We start from the raw sequence: 15540 nt of genomic DNA, 5'->3' as shown, positions 1-15540 counted from the left end.
GTCGCACGATCCGGCGTATGCAGGGCGGATTCCGCCGCGCGATGCGGCCCGATGCGAGACCCGACCATGCTTTCCAATGCCTTCCGGCGCGCGCCGTTCACCGCGATGCTCGCCGTTGTTTCAGCCTTTGCCTCCCTCGCCGCTGCGCCGTCCGCACTGGCCCAGAAGAGCTACGATCCCGGCGCAAGCGACACCGCGATCCGGATCGGCAATCTGATGCCCTATTCGGGCCCGGCCTCGGCCTATGCCATCGTCGGTCGGATCGAGCAGGCTTATTTCCGGATGATCAACGACCAGGGCGGCATCAACGGTCGCAGGATCGAGTTCATTTCCTATGACGACGCCTACAGCCCGGCCAAGGCGGTCGAGCAGACGCGCAAGCTGGTCGAGAGCGACGAGGTGCTGCTGATGTTCAGTCCGATGGGCACGCCCTCGAACGCCGCGATCCAGAAATATCTCAACACCAGGCGCGTGCCGCAATTGTTCGCCGCCAGCGGCGCGACGCGGTTCGGCGACCCGAACGGCTTTCCCTGGACGATGGGCTGGCAACCGCCCTACCAGGTCGAGGGCCGCGTCTATGCCAAATACATCCTCGCCAACAAGCCCGAACCTCGGATCGCGGTGCTGTATCAGAACGACGATCTCGGACGCGACCTGCTGAAGGGCTTGAAGGACGGCCTCGGCGACCTGACATCGCTGATCGTCGCCGAGGAGAGCTACGAAGTCGCCGAGCCCTCGGCCAACAATCACATCGCCCGGCTGAAGGCCTCGGGCGCCGACGTGTTCGTCAGCATCACCACCCCGAAATTCGCCGCGCAGAGTATTCGCAAGGCCGCCGAGATGGCGTGGCGGCCGCTCTATCTGCAGGCGCTGGTGTCGGCCTCGATCGGCGCGGTGTTGCGGCCGGCGGGACTCGACAACGCACAGGGACTGGTCTCGGCGGCCTACAACAAGGACGCCGCAGACCCGCAATGGATCGGCGATCCGGGCATGAAGCGGTTCCATGCCTTCCTCGATGCCTACGCGCCGGACGTCAATCGCGGCGACAATTCGGTGGTGTACGCCTACGGTGCGGCGCAGTGCCTCGTCGAAGTCCTGCGCCGCGCCGGCGACAACCTGACGCGCGCCAATGTGATGCGCGAAGCCGCCAATCTCGACGGCTACGCGCCCGACACGCTGCTGCCGGGCATCACGATCAGCACCGCTCCAAACGACTTTCATCCCATCGAACAGCTTCGAATGATGCGTTTCGAAGGCGACCACTGGCGACTGTTCGGACCGGTGATCGACGGCGATCTGCGCAACTGATCCGCCGCATAATCCGCGACACGGGATATTCGCGACGGGGAGCCGGCGACGATGTCGCCGCTACCGACTATTGCTGCACGCGCGAGAAACGTGTTCAATTCGTTTCGAACTCAACGAAGTTCGAACAAGAAAAAACCCACGACCAAGGAGCCTTCTGCAATGCAAACTTCGCTTTCGCGCGCGCTCGTCTTTTCAGCAGCCGCCGCGGTCAGCCTCGCAGCGTTCAACGGCGCGGCCTTCGCTCAAAAGAAATACGATACCGGCGCCTCCGATACCGAGATCAAGATCGGCAACATCATGCCCTATTCGGGCCCGGCGTCGGCCTACGGCACGATCGGCAAGACCGAAGAAGCCTACTTCCGGATGGTGAACGACAACGGCGGCATCAACGGCCGCAAGGTCAATTTCATCAGCTACGACGACGCCTATTCGCCGCCGAAGGCGGTCGAACAGGTCCGCAAGCTGGTCGAGAGCGACGAAGTGCTGGCGGTGTTCAACCCGCTCGGCACGCCCTCCAACACTGCGGTCCAGAAGTACCTCAACGTCAAGAAGGTGCCGCAACTGTTCGTCGCCACCGGCGCCACCAAGTGGAACGACGCGAAGAACTTCCCCTGGACGATCGGCTGGCAGCCGTCCTACCAGAGCGAAGCGCAGATTTACGCCAAGTATCTGTTGAAGGAGAAGCCGAACGCCAAGATCGGCATCCTTTATCAGAACGACGATTTCGGCAAAGACTATCTCAAGGGCACCAAGGACGGCCTCGGCGCCAAGGCCGCCTCGATGATCATCGCCGAAGAAACCTACGAAATCTCGGCGCCGACCATCGACAGCAACGTCGTCAAGCTGAAGTCGGCCAATCCCGACGTCGTGCTGGTCTACACCACGCCCAAATTCGCCGCCCAGACCATCAAGAAGATCGCCGAGCTGAGCTGGAAGCCGATGGTGATCCTCACCAACGTCTCGGCTTCGGTCGGCAGCGTGATGCAGCCTGCCGGCTTCGAAAACGCGCAGGGCGTGCTGTCGGCGAACTACGCGAAGGATCCGACCGACCAGCAGTGGGCGGACAATCCGCAGTTCAAAAAGTGGCATGCCTTCGTCGAAAAATACATGCCCGGCTCCAACAAGAACGACAGCAACATGGTCTACGGCTACGGCGCCGCCCAGACCCTGCACAAGGTGCTCGAGATGTGCGGCGACGACCTGACCCGCGCCAACCTGATGAAGCAGGCCGCCAGCCTGAAGGACTTCGAGCCCGACACGCTGCTGCCCGGCGTCAAGATCAACACCTCGGCGACCGACTTCGCGCCGATCAGCCAGCTCCAGATGATGCGCTTCAAGGGCGACAGGTGGGAGCTGTTCGGAGAAATCATCTCCGGCGACATCACGCAGTAAGAACGGGCGGCCGGACGCAGGTCCGGCCACTCTCCCGATCCAGACGATCACCCCGGCAACGCAGTTGCCGGGGTTTTTGTTTGCCCACTCGCGACCCGCCGCCCTGCTTCCGTGCTGCAACATCACACGACCGAGCGCCGCAGTCGGGCGGTCGGCCGAGCAGCGGACCTCGGCGTGCACCGCACCACGGATAGTCGTTACTTCGCACTGCAGCAAGTCGACCTGTGGCTTTCACGCAAGGGCTTTTCCTTGCTGCTAACCGCCGAAAGGTGTTGAATGTCCGCAGGAGCCACCAAGAGCTCCGCGATCAAACACAACAATCACACATCAAGAAAAGGGAGTCCGAAATGCCTTCACTCCGTTCGCACGCGGCTGCCATCTCGGCTGCGCTCGCGGTGACACTCGCAGCCTCGAGCGGCGCGCTCGCGCAGAAGAAATACGACACCGGCGCCAGCGACACCGAAATCAAGATCGGCAACATCATGCCCTACAGCGGACCCGCCTCCGCCTACGGCGTGATCGGCAGGACCGAGGCCGCGTACTTCAAGATGATCAACGACAAGGGTGGCATCAACGGCCGCAAGATCAACTTCATCACCTACGACGACGCCTATTCGCCGCCGAAGACCGTCGAACAGGCACGCAAGCTGGTCGAGAGCGACGAAGTGCTGCTGATCTTCAACTCGCTCGGCACGCCGCCGAATTCGGCGATCCACAAATACATGAACAGCAAGAAGGTGCCTCAACTGTTCGTCGCCACCGGCGCGACCAAGTGGAACGATCCGAAGGACTTCCCCTGGACGATGGGATGGCAGCCCAACTACCAGAGCGAGACCCAGATCTACGCCAAGTACATCATGAAGGAGATGCCCAACGCCAAGATCGCCGTGCTGTATCAGAACGACGATTACGGCAAGGACTATCTCAAGGGCCTCGAGGACGGGCTCGGCGCCAAGGGCGCTTCGATGATCGTGATGAAGGAGAGCTACGAGGTCTCCTCGCCGACGATCGACAACCAGATCGTCAAGCTGAAATCGACCGGCGCCGACGTCTTCGTCAACATCACCACACCGAAGTTCGCCGCCCAGGCGATCAAGAAGCTGGCCGAGATCGGCTGGAAGCCGACCCACTTCCTGAACAACGTCTCCGCCTCGGTCGGCAGCGTCATCAAGCCGGCCGGCTACGACAATGCGCAGGGCATCATCTCGGCGGCCTACATGAAGGACGTCTCCGACACGCAGTGGAAGGACGACCCCGGCATGAAGGAGTTCCTAGCCTTCATGGACAAGGAGTTTCCGGAAGGCAACAAGCTCGACAGCGGCACCATCGTCGGCTACGGCGTGGCGCAGACGCTGGTCGAAGTTCTGAAGAAGAGCGGCGACGATCTCACCCGCGCCAACGTGATGAAGCAGGCCGCGAGCCTGAAGGACTTCCGAACCGAAGCGCTGCTGCCCGGCATCAAGATCAACACCTCGGCGACCGACTTCGCGCCGATCAGCCAGTTGCAACTGATGCGGTTCAAGGGCGAGAAGTGGGAGCTGTTCGGCGACGTGATCAGCGCCGACGTCGGCGGCTGAGCCTCTCATCCACAAGGCTCGTGCTGTAGGCGCACGTTCCACACCATCGTGATGCCCGGCCTTGCGCCGGGCATCTACGTCTTCAGCCTCTGCATCGAACAACGTCGTCATGACCGGGACGAGCCCGGCCATGACGACGTCGTTAGGTTGACGGCAGCCGAACAGACGAAGGCCGGTTCGGTCGAACCGTCAGGCCGCCGCGGCGAGATTGACAGCGCTCTCGGCGAGCTTGGTCAGGGTCACGTCGGTGGTCTTTTCCTGCTGCAGCGTCTGGTCGAGCAGCTTGGCGGCGTCCTTCATGCCGAGCTGGGTCGCCCACTGCTTCAGCGTGCCGTAGCGCGAGATCTCGTAGTGCTCGACGGCCTGCGCGGCGGCGAGCAGCCCGGCGTCGAGCGCCTCGCTGCCCTTGTAGTCGCTCATGATCTCCTTGCCCTCGTCGAGGATGCCCATGATCGCGTCGCAGGTCTTGCCGCGCGCCGGCTTGTCGAGCAGCTCGAAGATCTGTTCCAGCCGCTCGATCTGACCTTCGGTCTCGCCTTCGTGCTTCTCGAACGCAGCGCGCAGCTTGTCCGACGTCGCGGCCTTGGCCATCTTCGGCAGCGCCTTCAGAATCTGCTTTTCGGCGTAGTAGATGTCCTTGAGGGTGTCGAGGAAGAGATCGTTGAGATTCTTGTCTTTGGCGGCAGCCATGGTGGTCTCCGGTTGGTGTGCGTGATCTCAGACCTGCGCCCAACGCGGCCTTCGATTGATTGTTCCTGACGATCCCCGGGTGTCATCCAGATTTCAAATCGGTCCGGCAAGGTCATCAGTCACGCGAGACACCTTCCGATGAACTTCCAGACATACCGAACGACGATGCGCATCCCGGCCCCGTGCGCCGCGGGCGGTGCCGTCGACGTCGGGCACATGCCGGGGCCTGCGGCACGATCAGGGCCGGCCGGTGCGTGCTGACGAACGCGCGACGCCGCCGTCGCCCACCACCACGGACCCCCAGCGCCACAGCGCAGCGATTCCCGGACTGGTATGGGGATTCAGGATCGGTCCCGACGGAACCCCGCAATTGCTGCCGGACGACGCACCGCTCGACTTCGAGCCCGGCGGTTGCCACTGGCTGCACTTCAACCTCGCCGATAAGCGCTCACAGCAATCGCTGGCCGAAATGGAACTGCCTGCGCCGGCTCGGGCGCTGCTGCAGTCCAAGGACACCTATCAGCAGATGCACAGCCTCGACGGCTGCGTCTACGGCGTGATCGCCGATCTGATGCGCGACATCGCCGACGCCACCGAGGACACCGGCTTCCTGCGCTTCGTGATGACCGAACGGCTGCTGATTACTGGCCGCTATCAGGCTCTATGCGCGGTCGACACCGCCCGGCGCGCGCTCGAAGGCGGGCATCGGGTCGAGAGCTGTGCGGCGCTGTTCGAGATCATCGTCCACAATGTCGCCGATGCGATGGAGAGGATCGCCGACGACGTCTTCGAGACGCTCGACAGGATCGAGGAGAAGCTGCTGTCGGACGACACCGACGATTTGCGCCAGGGGCTCGGGCGGGTGCGGCGGACCTGCGTCCGGCTGCACCGCCACCTGTCCGGCCTGCGCATCGTGCTGCACCGGTTCGACCGCAACGACAGCGCCGCCCTGAAGCCGGCGCTGCGGCCGCGCGCCGGCAAGCTGGCGCAACGGCTCGACGGGCTCGACCATTCGGTGGTCGAGATGCGCGAACGCAGCCGGCTGCTGCAGGAAGAGCTGCATCTGAAGATCGAGGAACAGGGCAACAGCAGCCTGCGGGTGCTGTCGATGCTCACCGCCTTGCTGATGCCGCCGACGCTGGTCAGCGGCATGTTCGGCATGAACCTGCGCGGTCTGCCTTTCGCCGAAGGCGACGGCGGATTCGTCCTGGCGCTGCTGGCGATGGCGGTGTCGTCGCTCGCGGCCTGGCTGTTCATGAAGCGTATCGGCCTGATCAGGTAGCCAGCGCATGTGCCCGTCAGTCACGCGAACGCCGCGGCTCGCGGTCATTGCGATCGCGCTACTAGCGGGATTGGGGGCACCGGTCGCCGGCAACGCGGCGGATCCGGCGGTCACGCCGGCCGCAGATCACCGCCAGACGCTGGCCGATTGGGGGGTCCAGTTCAGCGCCACCTATATCGGCGAAACGCTGGCCGATGTGTCCGGTGGCATGAGGCGCGGGGCGATCTACGCGGGTCGTCTCGATCTCGGCACCACCATCGATCTCGACCGGCTGCTCGGCTGGCGCGGCGCCACCTTTCACGCCAATATGTTCCAGATCCACGGCAACGGCCTGTCGCGCAACTATGTCGGCAATCTGCTGCTGGTGAGCGGGATCGAGTCGCTGCCGGCGACCCGGCTCTACGAGGCATGGATCGAACAATCGCTGCTCGGCGGCGCGTTGTCGATCAAGGCCGGGCAGCAATCGGCCGACACCGAATTCATCGACAGCCGCTACCTCGACATGTTCGTCAACGCGGCGCTGGGCTGGCCCGGTCTCACCGGTGCCGTGCTGCCGAGCGGCGGCCCATCGCCGCCCTTGGCGGTGCCCGGCATCCGCATCAAGGCGCAGCTCGGCGACAATCTCACTGCCTCGGTCGCGGTGTTCGACGGCGACGCGGCGCCGCCCGGTCCCGGCGATCCGCAGATCCGGAATCCGAACGGGCTGCTGTTTCGCGTGCACGACCCGGCCTGGCTGATCGGGCAAGTGAAATACGGCTTCGGCAACGGCAACGGCATGCCCTCCGGACTCACCGCCGGCGCGTGGTATCATTTCGGCGAATTCGACAGCCAGCGCTTCACCGCGCAGGGCGTCTCGATCGTCGATCCTGCCGGCTCAGGGTTGCCGGCCAGGTTGCGCGGCGATCAGGGCGTGTTCGCGGTGATCGAGCAGCCGCTGGCGCACAGCGCCGCCGATCCGGCCAAAGGCACGGGCTTCGTGGCGCGCGTGCTGGCGAGCCCGTCGGACCGCAACCTGGTCAGCTTCTACGTCGATGCGGCGTTGCTGTTTACCGGCTTCAGCCGTTCGCGCCCGGACGACAAGTTCGGCGTGGCCATCAGCTACGCGCGGATCTCGGATGCGGCGCGCGGGCTCGATCGCGACCTGCGGCGCTGGAGCGGCGTCGCATCGCCGATCCGCGACTTCGAGGCCGTGATCGAGCTGACATATCTGGCGCAGATCACCGGCAACTTCGCACTGCAGCCGGTGATCGAATATGTGATGCATCCGGCCGGCGGCGCGACCGATCCGTTCGATCCCGCCGGGACCCGGCGGATCAGGGACGCCTTGGTCCTCGGCATCCGCACCACGCTGAGCTACTGACCCGCCGCGGCGGAGCCGAGCGACGTCGTCACGCCGCGAGTTGGCTCTCGACCAGCTTGATCCAGTACGAGGTGCCGTAGACGATGGCGTCGTCGTTGAAATTATAGGCCGGGTGATGCAGCCCGGCGCTGTCGCCATTGCCGAGGAAGATGAAGGCGCCCGGCCGCGCTTCCAGCATATAGGCGAAATCCTCGGCGCCCATCAGCGGCGGCATCGACGTCACGTTGGACTCGCCGGCGATGTCGCGGGCGATCCGCTGCGCCACCTCGGTCTGCTCGGCGTGGTTGACCACCACCGGATAGCCGCGCTCGTAGACGATGTCGATCTTGGCGCCGGTCGACTGCGCGACGCCGGCCGCGACCTCGTGGATCCGCTTCTCGACCAGATCGCGAACCTCGGCCTTCAGGGTTCGGACGGTGCCTTTCAGCTCGGCGATCTGCGGGATGACGTTGCGGGCGTTGCCGGCGTGGAATTCGCAGATCGAGACCACCGCCGATTCCAGCGGATCGACCGTGCGCGACACGATCGACTGCAGCGCGGTGACGAGCTGCGCGCCGACCAGCACCGAATCGACGCACATATGCGGCCGGGCGGCGTGGCCGCCGACGCCCTCGATCCGGATGTCGACCGAATCGGTCGAGGCCATGATCGCGCCCGGGCTGATGGCGAAGGAGCCGACCGGGATGCCGGGGCCGTTGTGCATGCCGTAGACCTGTTCGATGCCGAAACGGTCCATCAGCCCGTCCTTGAGCATCGCCGCGGCGCCGGCGCCGCCCTCCTCGGCCGGCTGGAAGATCACCACCGCACTGCCTGCGAAATTGCGGGTCTCGGCGAGATAACGCGCGGCGCCGAGCAGCATCGCGGTGTGGCCGTCATGGCCGCAGGCGTGCATCTTGCCGGACACTTTCGAGGCATAGGGCAGCCCGGTCTCCTCCTCGATCGGCAGCGCGTCCATGTCGGCGCGCAGCCCGATCACCTTGAGGTCGCCGCCATTCGCCGGCTTGCGGCCGCGGATCACGCCGACCACGCCGGTGCGGCCGAGGCCGGTCACGACCTCGTCGCAGCCGAACTCGCGCAGGCGTTGGGCGACGAACTCGGCGGTGCGGTCGACGTCGTACATCAGCTCGGGGTGCTGATGGATGTCGTGGCGCCAGGCCATGATGTCGGGTTGCAGGTCGGCGACGCGGTTGATCACTGGCATGGGGCTGACGGGCTCCGAACGGCGGTTTCGTTATCCTGATACGGCAGGCTAGCCGGCCTGCCGCTCCGCAGCAACTGTACAGCGCCCCCGCGTGGGGCTAAGCGTCTGCGCAATCAAGAAATCGTGGACGCAGCAGCGGGACGGAACGGATGACGGCGCGGATCGAGGGCGAATTCGACTATATCGTCGTGGGCGCGGGCACCGCCGGCTGCATCGTTGCCAACCGGCTCTCGGCCGACCCGAATTGCCGGGTCTTGCTGCTGGAAGCCGGCGGCCGCGACAACTGGATCTGGTTTCACATCCCGGTCGGCTATCTGTTCGCGATCGGCAATCCGCGCTCCGACTGGATGTTCAAGACCGAGCCGGAGCCCGGCCTCAACGGTCGGTCCTTGGCCTATCCGCGCGGCAAGGTGATCGGCGGCTCCTCGGCCATCAACGCCATGATCTCGATGCGCGGCCAGGCCGCCGATTACGACCATTGGCGGCAACTGGGCCTTGCCGGATGGGGCTGGGACGACGTCCGCCAGGCGTTCCGCAGGCTCGAGGATCATTTCCTCGGCGACAGCGAGCATCACGGCGCGGGCGGCGGCTGGCGGATCGAGGCGGCGCGGCTGTCCTGGCCGATCCTCGACGCGGTGGCGGACGCTGCCGGCGAGATGGGCATCCCGCGCAGCGCCGATTTCAACACCGGCGACAATGAAGGCGTCGGCTATTTCCACGTCAACCAGAAGCGCGGCCGGCGTTGGTCGTCGGCGCGCGGCTTCCTCAAGCCGGCGCTGCACCGCCAGAACCTGCGGCTCGAAACCGGCGTGCTCACCGACAGCGTGATCGTCGAGAACGGCCGCGCGGTGGGCGTGCGCTTCCTGCAGGGCGGCGTGCCGGTCGAGGCGCGAGCGCGGCGCGAGGTGGTGCTGTGCGCCGGATCGATCGGCTCGGTGCAGGTGCTGCAGCGCTCCGGCATCGGCCCGGCGGAATGGCTGACGCCGCTCGGCATCGCGCCGCTGCTCGACCGCCCCGGCGTCGGACGCAACCTGCAGGATCATCTGCAGCAGCGTGCGATCTATCGCGTGACCGGCGGCCGCACCCTGAACGAGATCTATCATTCGCTGCCGCGCCGCGCCTGGATGGGTATGGACTACGCGCTGCGCCGGCGCGGGCCGCTGACGATGGCGCCGTCGCAGCTCGGCATCTTCACCCGCTCCGATCCGCATCAGGAGCGCGCCAACATTCAGTTCCACGTCCAGCCGCTGTCGCTGGACAAATTCGGCGATCCGCTGCACCGCTTTCCGGCGATCACCGTCAGCGCCTGCAACCTGCGCCCGACCTCGCGCGGCGAGATCAGGATCAAGTCGACCGCGCTCGACGCAGCCCCCTCGATCGCGCCGCATTATCTGGAGACCGACGACGACCGCCGCGTCGCCGCCGACGCGATCCGCTGTACGCGGCGGCTGATGCAGCAGCAGGCGCTGGCGCGGTTTCAACCCGAGGAGTATCTGCCCGGCCGCGCGGTGGGGGACGACGACGCAGCGCTGGCGAAGGCCGCCGGCGACATCGGCACCACGATCTTCCACCCCGTCGGCACCGCCAAGATGGGGCTCGCCAGCGATCCGATGGCTGTGGTCGACGACCGGCTGCGGCTGCACGGCCTCGCAGGCCTGCGCGTCGTCGACGCCTCGGTGATGCCGACAATCACCTCGGGCAACACCAATACGCCGACCGCGATGATCGCCGAGAAGGGCGCGACGATGATCATCGAGGACGGCAAGTAGTGCGCGGCCGCCGCACGGACGACGGACCGCCGACCCGGACTCGGCCCGGCGGACCACCGCTGCATGGCGCGGCGCGATCTTCCGACTATTCTAAACTCCCCGAAGAAACACGTCAGGCTATGAAGTTACGCGGATCGGCGGCGGTCGCCGCACGCTCCGCGTGAGCGCCGGAAATTGCTGCACCCTGGCATTGCTGCTACGCAGCCGCACTCCGCGTCGTCGCCGATCGGCCTCGCCGCCTCCGCTGCTGAGCAAAGTACAATTGATATGACCATAACCGTCGAGACACGCCCCACGCTCACCGTGGAAGGCGAAGAGGATCTCATCCAAATCCCCTACGACGCGGTCGCCGCGTATCACGGACAGGCCGCACTGGCGATGCTGGCGGTGACGTTTCAGGCGCTGCGCCTGATGCTGCCGGCGTTGTCGCCGCAGCGGCCGCCGCGCCGCGCCGACCTCGTCGTGGTCAGCGGTCATCCGGGCCCCGGCGTGCGCGATACCTTCGAGTTCGTCACCCGCGCGGTGACGCGCGGCGTCTACACGATCGACCGGACGCTGCCAGCGGCGCGGCTGTGTCCAGGCGTGGACATGTCGTATAGCTGGCGGCTGTCGGCAGGTGATCGCAGCGTCGGCGCCGCGCTACGCGCCGGCGTGGTGCCGGAGCGGTTCTTCGAACTGATCGCCCGCGGCGGCGCTCGCAGCGACGAAGAGAACGTCGAGTTGTCGGCGCTGAAGCGATGCGTTGCCGACGATGTTCTGGCCGCTTCGCCGGACGCGCTGTTCGATCGGCTTTGATCGGTAGGCGCGCGATGAAAACCGTCATTCGATTCTCCTGCGGCCACAAGACCTCGTCGGCGGCCTGGGCCGAACGGCTCGCCGGTCTCGACTGCACCGTCCGCGACGTCGATCTCTACGCGCTCGACGCGGCCCTGCTCGCCGGCGCAGATGCGCTGCTTATCGGCATGCACATGGACCAGCGTTTCCTGAAGGCCAATGCGGGGCTGCTCGACGACCACGTGACGGCCGGCGGCCGCATCGCGATCAGCGGCCATGTCGCACACCCGTTCATGGCCGGCCTCGGCCCGGTGCAGCCACTGGACGGTGGCGGCATCGCCGACCTGACAATATCGCGCGCCACGGCGCATCCGATCTGGGACGGCGTTGCGCTCGACGACCTCACCTTCCGACGCGGCGTCGCAGGCTTCTATGGTCATGCCTGGCATGCGCCTCCGAAGGACGCAATTGTGATCCACACGCTCGGCCCGGCACATCGCCCGCTCGACTTCATCTATCCGCTCGGACGCGGCGCCGTGCTGCTGCACGGCGGCAACGATCTGTGGAGCTTCGGTGGCGACGACACCACGCGGCGCCTGCTGCCACAGCTCATCAATTGGCTGGTGGAGGCGCGCCGATGACCGTGGCAGTGCTCGACGGTGGTACTTACTATCATCACGAGACGATCTTTGGGGAGCGTTTCCGCGATCGTTTCGACCAAGTGATCTATGCACCGGCGTTGACCGCCGACGACCTCGCCGAGCCGACACTGCTGATCGTGCCGGACCGGCTGAACCCCGATCTGTTGCGTCGGCATCGGCCGCTGCTGATGGACTTCCTCGCACGCGGGCGAACGCTCGTGGTGCTCGGCGAATGCGAGGCGGAGACCTGGGCGCCGGGTGTGCGCAGCGCGCCGCGCCCGACCAATTTCTGGTGGTGGCTGGACCCTGCGCAGAAGCCGCCGCATCAGTTCGTCGCGCCCGAACACGAAATGTTCGGCTACATCGCGCCGGACTCGACGGTCTGGCACATCCACGGCGTGCTGTTTCCGCCCGAGGGCGCGGTGCCGCTCGTCACCGTGCCCGCCGACCGCGACGGCCGCGACCACGGCGGCGCGCTGCTTTACGACGACCGGGTGACGACGCCAGGCAGGATGATCATCTCGACACTCGACCCGTTCTATCACCACGGCAGCCGCTTTATGCCGGCGACGACGCGATTCCTCGACGGCTTCCTGCGCTGGGCGCAGGAAACTGCGCGATCATGATCGCGGCGCGCCCGCTGGGTCGGCGGCCACCATCCGGTGCACCGGCACGGTCGCCTCGATCGTCTCGCCGTCCGCGACGACCGTGATACGGCGCACGGGCACGCCGTAGAGACGGCCCAGATTGGCCTCGTCGAGCGTCGTCGCCGCGGGGCCGAACACCGGCGTTCCCGCCATCATCAGCACCTTGTCGGCCACCGCCAGCGCGTGATCGGGATGATGGGTGGTGAACACCACGGTCATGCCGTCGTCGCGCACCAGCCGCCGGATCAGCCGCAGCACCACACCCTGATTGGCGAGATCGAGCGCCGAGGCCGGCTCGTCGAGGAGTAGCACGCGGCAGTCGCTCGCCAGCGCACGGGCGAACAGCACGAGCTGGCGCTGGCCGCCGCTCAGCCGATCGTAGCGACGCTCGGCGAAATCGGCGAGGCCGACCGCGGCGAGGCACTCCTCCGCGCGGGCGAGATCGCGCCGGCCGGGCGCGCCGAAGCGGCCGAGATAGCGACTGCGGCCGAGCAGCACCATGTCGATCACCCGGTAGGCGACGTCGGCGCGCAGGGCTTGCGGCACCACGCCGACGACGCCGTCGACGGCGATCCGGCCCTGCTTCAGCGTCAGCGTCGCGCCCATCGCGCGCAACAGCGTGGTCTTGCCGCAGCCGTTGGGCCCGAGAATCGCCGTCGCCTCGCCCTCCGCGACCGCGAAGGAGAGATCGCGGAACAGCCATTGCTCCGGCCGAAACCAATGCCCGACGCTCTCGACTCGGATCATGCGCCGGCTCCTCGCGCGTGGCGGCGGAGCAGCCAGGCGAACACCGGCGTGCCGACGATCGCCGTGACGATGCCGACCGGGATCTCCGCCGCCGTAAGGTCGCGGGCCAACGTGTCTGCCGCCATCAGGAAGGCTGCGCCCGCCACGGCCGACACCGGCAGCAGCCGACGGTGATCGGCGCCGACCAGCATGCGGGCGAGATTGGGGATGACGAGGCCGACCCAGCCGATCGCGCCCGAGACCGCCACCTGGGCCGAAATCGCAAGGCAAGTCGCGGCGAGCAGGATCACCCGATCGCGCCGCGGATCGACGCCGAGCGAGAGCGCTTCCTCATCGCCGAGTGACAGCACATTGACACGCCAGCGCATCGCCAACATCACGCTGCCGCCGACTGCGGTGCAAGCGGCGAGGAGAGCGAGGTTCGGCCAGCTCGCCGCCGCGAAACTGCCGAGCAGCCAGAACACGATGCCGGGCAGCTTCACCTCGGGATCGGCGATGAAGGTGACGAACCCGACCAGCGCGCCGCAAAACGAACCGACCACGACGCCGGCGAGCACCAGCGTCAGCACCGGTGAGACGCCGTCGCCTCGATGGACGAGCAGCACCGCGGCGAGCGCAAGCGCCGCGCCTGCGAAGGCTCCGAGGTGAACCGGCAGGCCGAAGCCGAACAGCAGAATGGCGACGACGCCGCCGAGCGAGGCGCCGGACGCCACACCGATCGTCTGCGGGCCGACCAGCGGATTACGGAAGATCCCCTGCAACACCGCGCCGGAGAGCGCGAGCCCGGCCCCGGCGATGCCGGCCATCAGAATCCGCGGCAGCCGCACCGTGGTGATGACGATCCGCTCGGTCGGCGTCCAACTCACTGCAGCCCATCCGGACGGGAGCCAGTCGGCTGGGACGAGACCGACGCGGGCGAGCAATTCGTGGAGCAGGATGCCGAACACATGCGCGGCCGGCACCTGATAACGACCGGCCGACAAGCACAGCAGCGCCGTCGCGACCGGCAGCGCTGCGAGTGCGGCGATCGCGACGACGGGACCGCCATGGCGGGTGGCGACGGCAGCGTCGAGCGTAGTCATCGCGACGCCGCGAACCGCGCGTAGCCGGCCGATCCGCCATTCTGCCGCGCATGCAGGATGGCGTCGATCTCGGCATCGACGAGCGGGTGGCCGTAGAGAAATGCGTACCAGTCACGCATCTCGGCGCGCAAATCGATGGCGACGCGGTCGGGATGCAGCAGGTCGGCGAGCCAGACCCAGGCGAGCGCCGATTCGTGACTCGGCGGATCCCAGCGATAGCCGCCGAGCGGCACGCGGAAAACCCGCCGCTCCCGCACGGCCTTGATGCCCTGCAGACGCGGATCGCCGTAGAGGTCGGACGGCATCGCGGTGTCGAAATTGCCGAGCAGGATGACGTCGGGATTCCAGACCAGCAACTGCTCGAGCGTCACGCTGCGACTGCCGCCGATCTCCGCGGCCGCGTTGCGGCCACCTGCGGTCCTGATCACGAAATCCGAATAGGAATCGCGCCCGGCGGCGGAGAACGAATCCGACGCGCGCGTGAGATGCAGGACGCGAGGCCGCTCGGTGTCGGCCAAGCCGCCGAGCGCGGCAGCGAGCGCTTGCTGGCGCTGCCGCTGGCGCGCGACGATCGCGGCGGCGCGCGTTTCCTGGCCGGCGAGCCGGCCCATCATCAGAATGGCGCCATCGACGTCGTCCTGACCGCCGTAGCGCAGTCCCAGCACGGTCAGTCCGGCGCGGTCGAGCATCGCGATCGGCTCGTCACCCGAGGTCGCCCACTGCAGCACGGCGTCGGGATGCAGGGCCATGATCGCCTCGACGTTCGGCACCACGCCGGCACCACGCGTGATGCCGGTCGCGATCCTCTCGAAGGACGGGAAGATGCGGCCGAGAATGCCGGACTGCATCGCGGTCGCCGAGGCCGGGTTCATGCCGGCGACATGCGCGGACGAGCGGTCGATCGCCATATAGGTCGACGGCGCCGGCATCGGCAGGAACACCACGCGCTGCGCCGGCGTCGTGACGGCGACGGTCCGGCCGCGCTGATCGGTCAGATCGGTCGCGTGCACCGGACCGAAAGCGACGAATGCAACGACGACATCGATCGCCACCGCAATCGCCCGTGTTCT

General features: G+C 66.7%; 14 protein-coding genes. 9 read left to right on the top strand and 5 right to left on the bottom strand.

Features of this window, described 5'->3' with window-relative positions; genetic code table 11:
* The first annotated feature begins 66 nt into the window (after positions 1-66).
* The 3 genes from SR870_RS01235 (at position 67) to SR870_RS01225 (ending at position 4277) form a co-directional block, all read left to right on the top strand.
* Positions 67-1308 carry an ABC transporter substrate-binding protein gene (locus tag SR870_RS01235; protein ID WP_322516239.1) on the top strand — a complete coding sequence of 414 codons (1242 nt, stop codon included), beginning with the start codon at positions 67-69 and terminating at the stop codon, positions 1306-1308.
* A 159-nt stretch (positions 1309-1467) separates the two neighbouring features.
* Positions 1468-2700: an ABC transporter substrate-binding protein gene (locus SR870_RS01230; RefSeq protein ID WP_322516238.1), complete on the top strand. Its 1233-nt coding sequence runs from the start codon at positions 1468-1470 to the stop codon at positions 2698-2700.
* Positions 2701-3047: 347 nt separating this feature from the next.
* On the top strand, positions 3048-4277 hold the full coding sequence (locus SR870_RS01225; protein ID WP_322516237.1) for an ABC transporter substrate-binding protein: 1230 nt from the start codon (positions 3048-3050) through the stop codon (positions 4275-4277).
* A 189-nt stretch (positions 4278-4466) separates the two neighbouring features.
* Here the strand turns inward: SR870_RS01225 and SR870_RS01220 are convergent, their stop codons facing one another.
* Complete coding sequence (locus SR870_RS01220; protein WP_322516236.1) at positions 4467-4967, bottom strand: ferritin-like domain-containing protein; 501 nt, start codon at positions 4965-4967, stop codon at positions 4467-4469.
* 250 nt (positions 4968-5217) lie between these two features.
* On the opposite strand from SR870_RS01220, the gene SR870_RS01215 reads away from it, so the two are divergent.
* On the top strand, positions 5218-6249 hold the full coding sequence (locus SR870_RS01215) for a transporter (RefSeq protein WP_416221114.1): 1032 nt from the start codon (positions 5218-5220) through the stop codon (positions 6247-6249).
* A 70-nt stretch (positions 6250-6319) separates the two neighbouring features.
* Positions 6320-7609 carry a carbohydrate porin gene (locus SR870_RS01210; RefSeq protein ID WP_322516235.1) on the top strand — a complete coding sequence of 430 codons (1290 nt, stop codon included), beginning with the start codon at positions 6320-6322 and terminating at the stop codon, positions 7607-7609.
* A 28-nt stretch (positions 7610-7637) separates the two neighbouring features.
* Here the strand turns inward: SR870_RS01210 and SR870_RS01205 are convergent, their stop codons facing one another.
* Complete coding sequence (locus tag SR870_RS01205) at positions 7638-8810, bottom strand: M20 aminoacylase family protein (RefSeq protein ID WP_322516234.1); 1173 nt, start codon at positions 8808-8810, stop codon at positions 7638-7640.
* Between the two features lie 149 nt (positions 8811-8959).
* Between SR870_RS01205 and SR870_RS01200 the strand changes: the two genes are divergently transcribed.
* From SR870_RS01200 to SR870_RS01185, 4 genes are all read left to right on the top strand, one after another.
* On the top strand, positions 8960-10579 hold the full coding sequence (locus SR870_RS01200) for a GMC family oxidoreductase (RefSeq protein WP_322516233.1): 1620 nt from the start codon (positions 8960-8962) through the stop codon (positions 10577-10579).
* Between the two features lie 267 nt (positions 10580-10846).
* Positions 10847-11374, top strand: coding sequence for a hypothetical protein (locus SR870_RS01195; RefSeq protein WP_322516232.1), 528 nt, complete (start codon positions 10847-10849; stop codon positions 11372-11374).
* 14 nt (positions 11375-11388) lie between these two features.
* On the top strand, positions 11389-11994 hold the full coding sequence (locus tag SR870_RS01190) for a hypothetical protein (RefSeq protein WP_322516231.1): 606 nt from the start codon (positions 11389-11391) through the stop codon (positions 11992-11994).
* Positions 11991-12620: a hypothetical protein gene (locus SR870_RS01185; RefSeq protein ID WP_322516230.1), complete on the top strand. Its 630-nt coding sequence runs from the start codon at positions 11991-11993 to the stop codon at positions 12618-12620. The genes SR870_RS01190 and SR870_RS01185 overlap by 4 nt, the downstream gene beginning before the upstream one ends.
* Here the strand turns inward: SR870_RS01185 and SR870_RS01180 are convergent.
* Genes SR870_RS01180 through SR870_RS01170 form a run of 3 tightly spaced genes read right to left on the bottom strand, consistent with a single transcriptional unit; the run spans position 12615 to position 15522 of the window.
* Positions 12615-13388 (bottom strand): ABC transporter ATP-binding protein, encoded by a 774-nt coding sequence (locus SR870_RS01180; RefSeq protein ID WP_322516229.1) that lies wholly within the window; start codon positions 13386-13388, stop codon positions 12615-12617. The genes SR870_RS01185 and SR870_RS01180 overlap by 6 nt on opposite strands.
* The gene (locus SR870_RS01175) at positions 13385-14470 is read right to left on the bottom strand and encodes an iron ABC transporter permease (protein WP_322516228.1); all 1086 of its coding nucleotides are present in this window, start codon (positions 14468-14470) and stop codon (positions 13385-13387) included. Before SR870_RS01175 ends, SR870_RS01180 begins: the two co-directional genes overlap by 4 nt.
* On the bottom strand, positions 14467-15522 hold the full coding sequence (locus tag SR870_RS01170; protein ID WP_322516227.1) for an ABC transporter substrate-binding protein: 1056 nt from the start codon (positions 15520-15522) through the stop codon (positions 14467-14469). Before SR870_RS01170 ends, SR870_RS01175 begins: the two co-directional genes overlap by 4 nt.
* Positions 15523-15540 lie beyond the last annotated feature (18 nt).

The organism is Rhodopseudomonas palustris (genome assembly GCF_034479375.1).
Taxonomy (GTDB): domain Bacteria; phylum Pseudomonadota; class Alphaproteobacteria; order Rhizobiales; family Xanthobacteraceae; genus Rhodopseudomonas; species Rhodopseudomonas palustris_M.
This window is presented reverse-complemented; position numbering and strand designations above follow the sequence as displayed.

Coding starts and splice junctions, on each gene's coding strand:
- SR870_RS01225 (WP_322516237.1), top strand. CDS start 3,048: ATGCCTTCACTCCGTTCGCACGCGGCTGCCATCTCGGCTGCGCTCGCG.
- SR870_RS01235 (WP_322516239.1), top strand. CDS start 67: ATGCTTTCCAATGCCTTCCGGCGCGCGCCGTTCACCGCGATGCTCGCC.
- SR870_RS01230 (WP_322516238.1), top strand. CDS start 1,468: ATGCAAACTTCGCTTTCGCGCGCGCTCGTCTTTTCAGCAGCCGCCGCG.
- SR870_RS01195 (WP_322516232.1), top strand. CDS start 10,847: ATGACCATAACCGTCGAGACACGCCCCACGCTCACCGTGGAAGGCGAA.
- SR870_RS01205 (WP_322516234.1), bottom strand. CDS start 8,810: ATGCCAGTGATCAACCGCGTCGCCGACCTGCAACCCGACATCATGGCC.
- SR870_RS01185 (WP_322516230.1), top strand. CDS start 11,991: ATGACCGTGGCAGTGCTCGACGGTGGTACTTACTATCATCACGAGACG.
- SR870_RS01180 (WP_322516229.1), bottom strand. CDS start 13,388: ATGATCCGAGTCGAGAGCGTCGGGCATTGGTTTCGGCCGGAGCAATGG.
- SR870_RS01190 (WP_322516231.1), top strand. CDS start 11,389: ATGAAAACCGTCATTCGATTCTCCTGCGGCCACAAGACCTCGTCGGCG.
- SR870_RS01200 (WP_322516233.1), top strand. CDS start 8,960: ATGACGGCGCGGATCGAGGGCGAATTCGACTATATCGTCGTGGGCGCG.
- SR870_RS01220 (WP_322516236.1), bottom strand. CDS start 4,967: ATGGCTGCCGCCAAAGACAAGAATCTCAACGATCTCTTCCTCGACACC.
- SR870_RS01175 (WP_322516228.1), bottom strand. CDS start 14,470: ATGACTACGCTCGACGCTGCCGTCGCCACCCGCCATGGCGGTCCCGTC.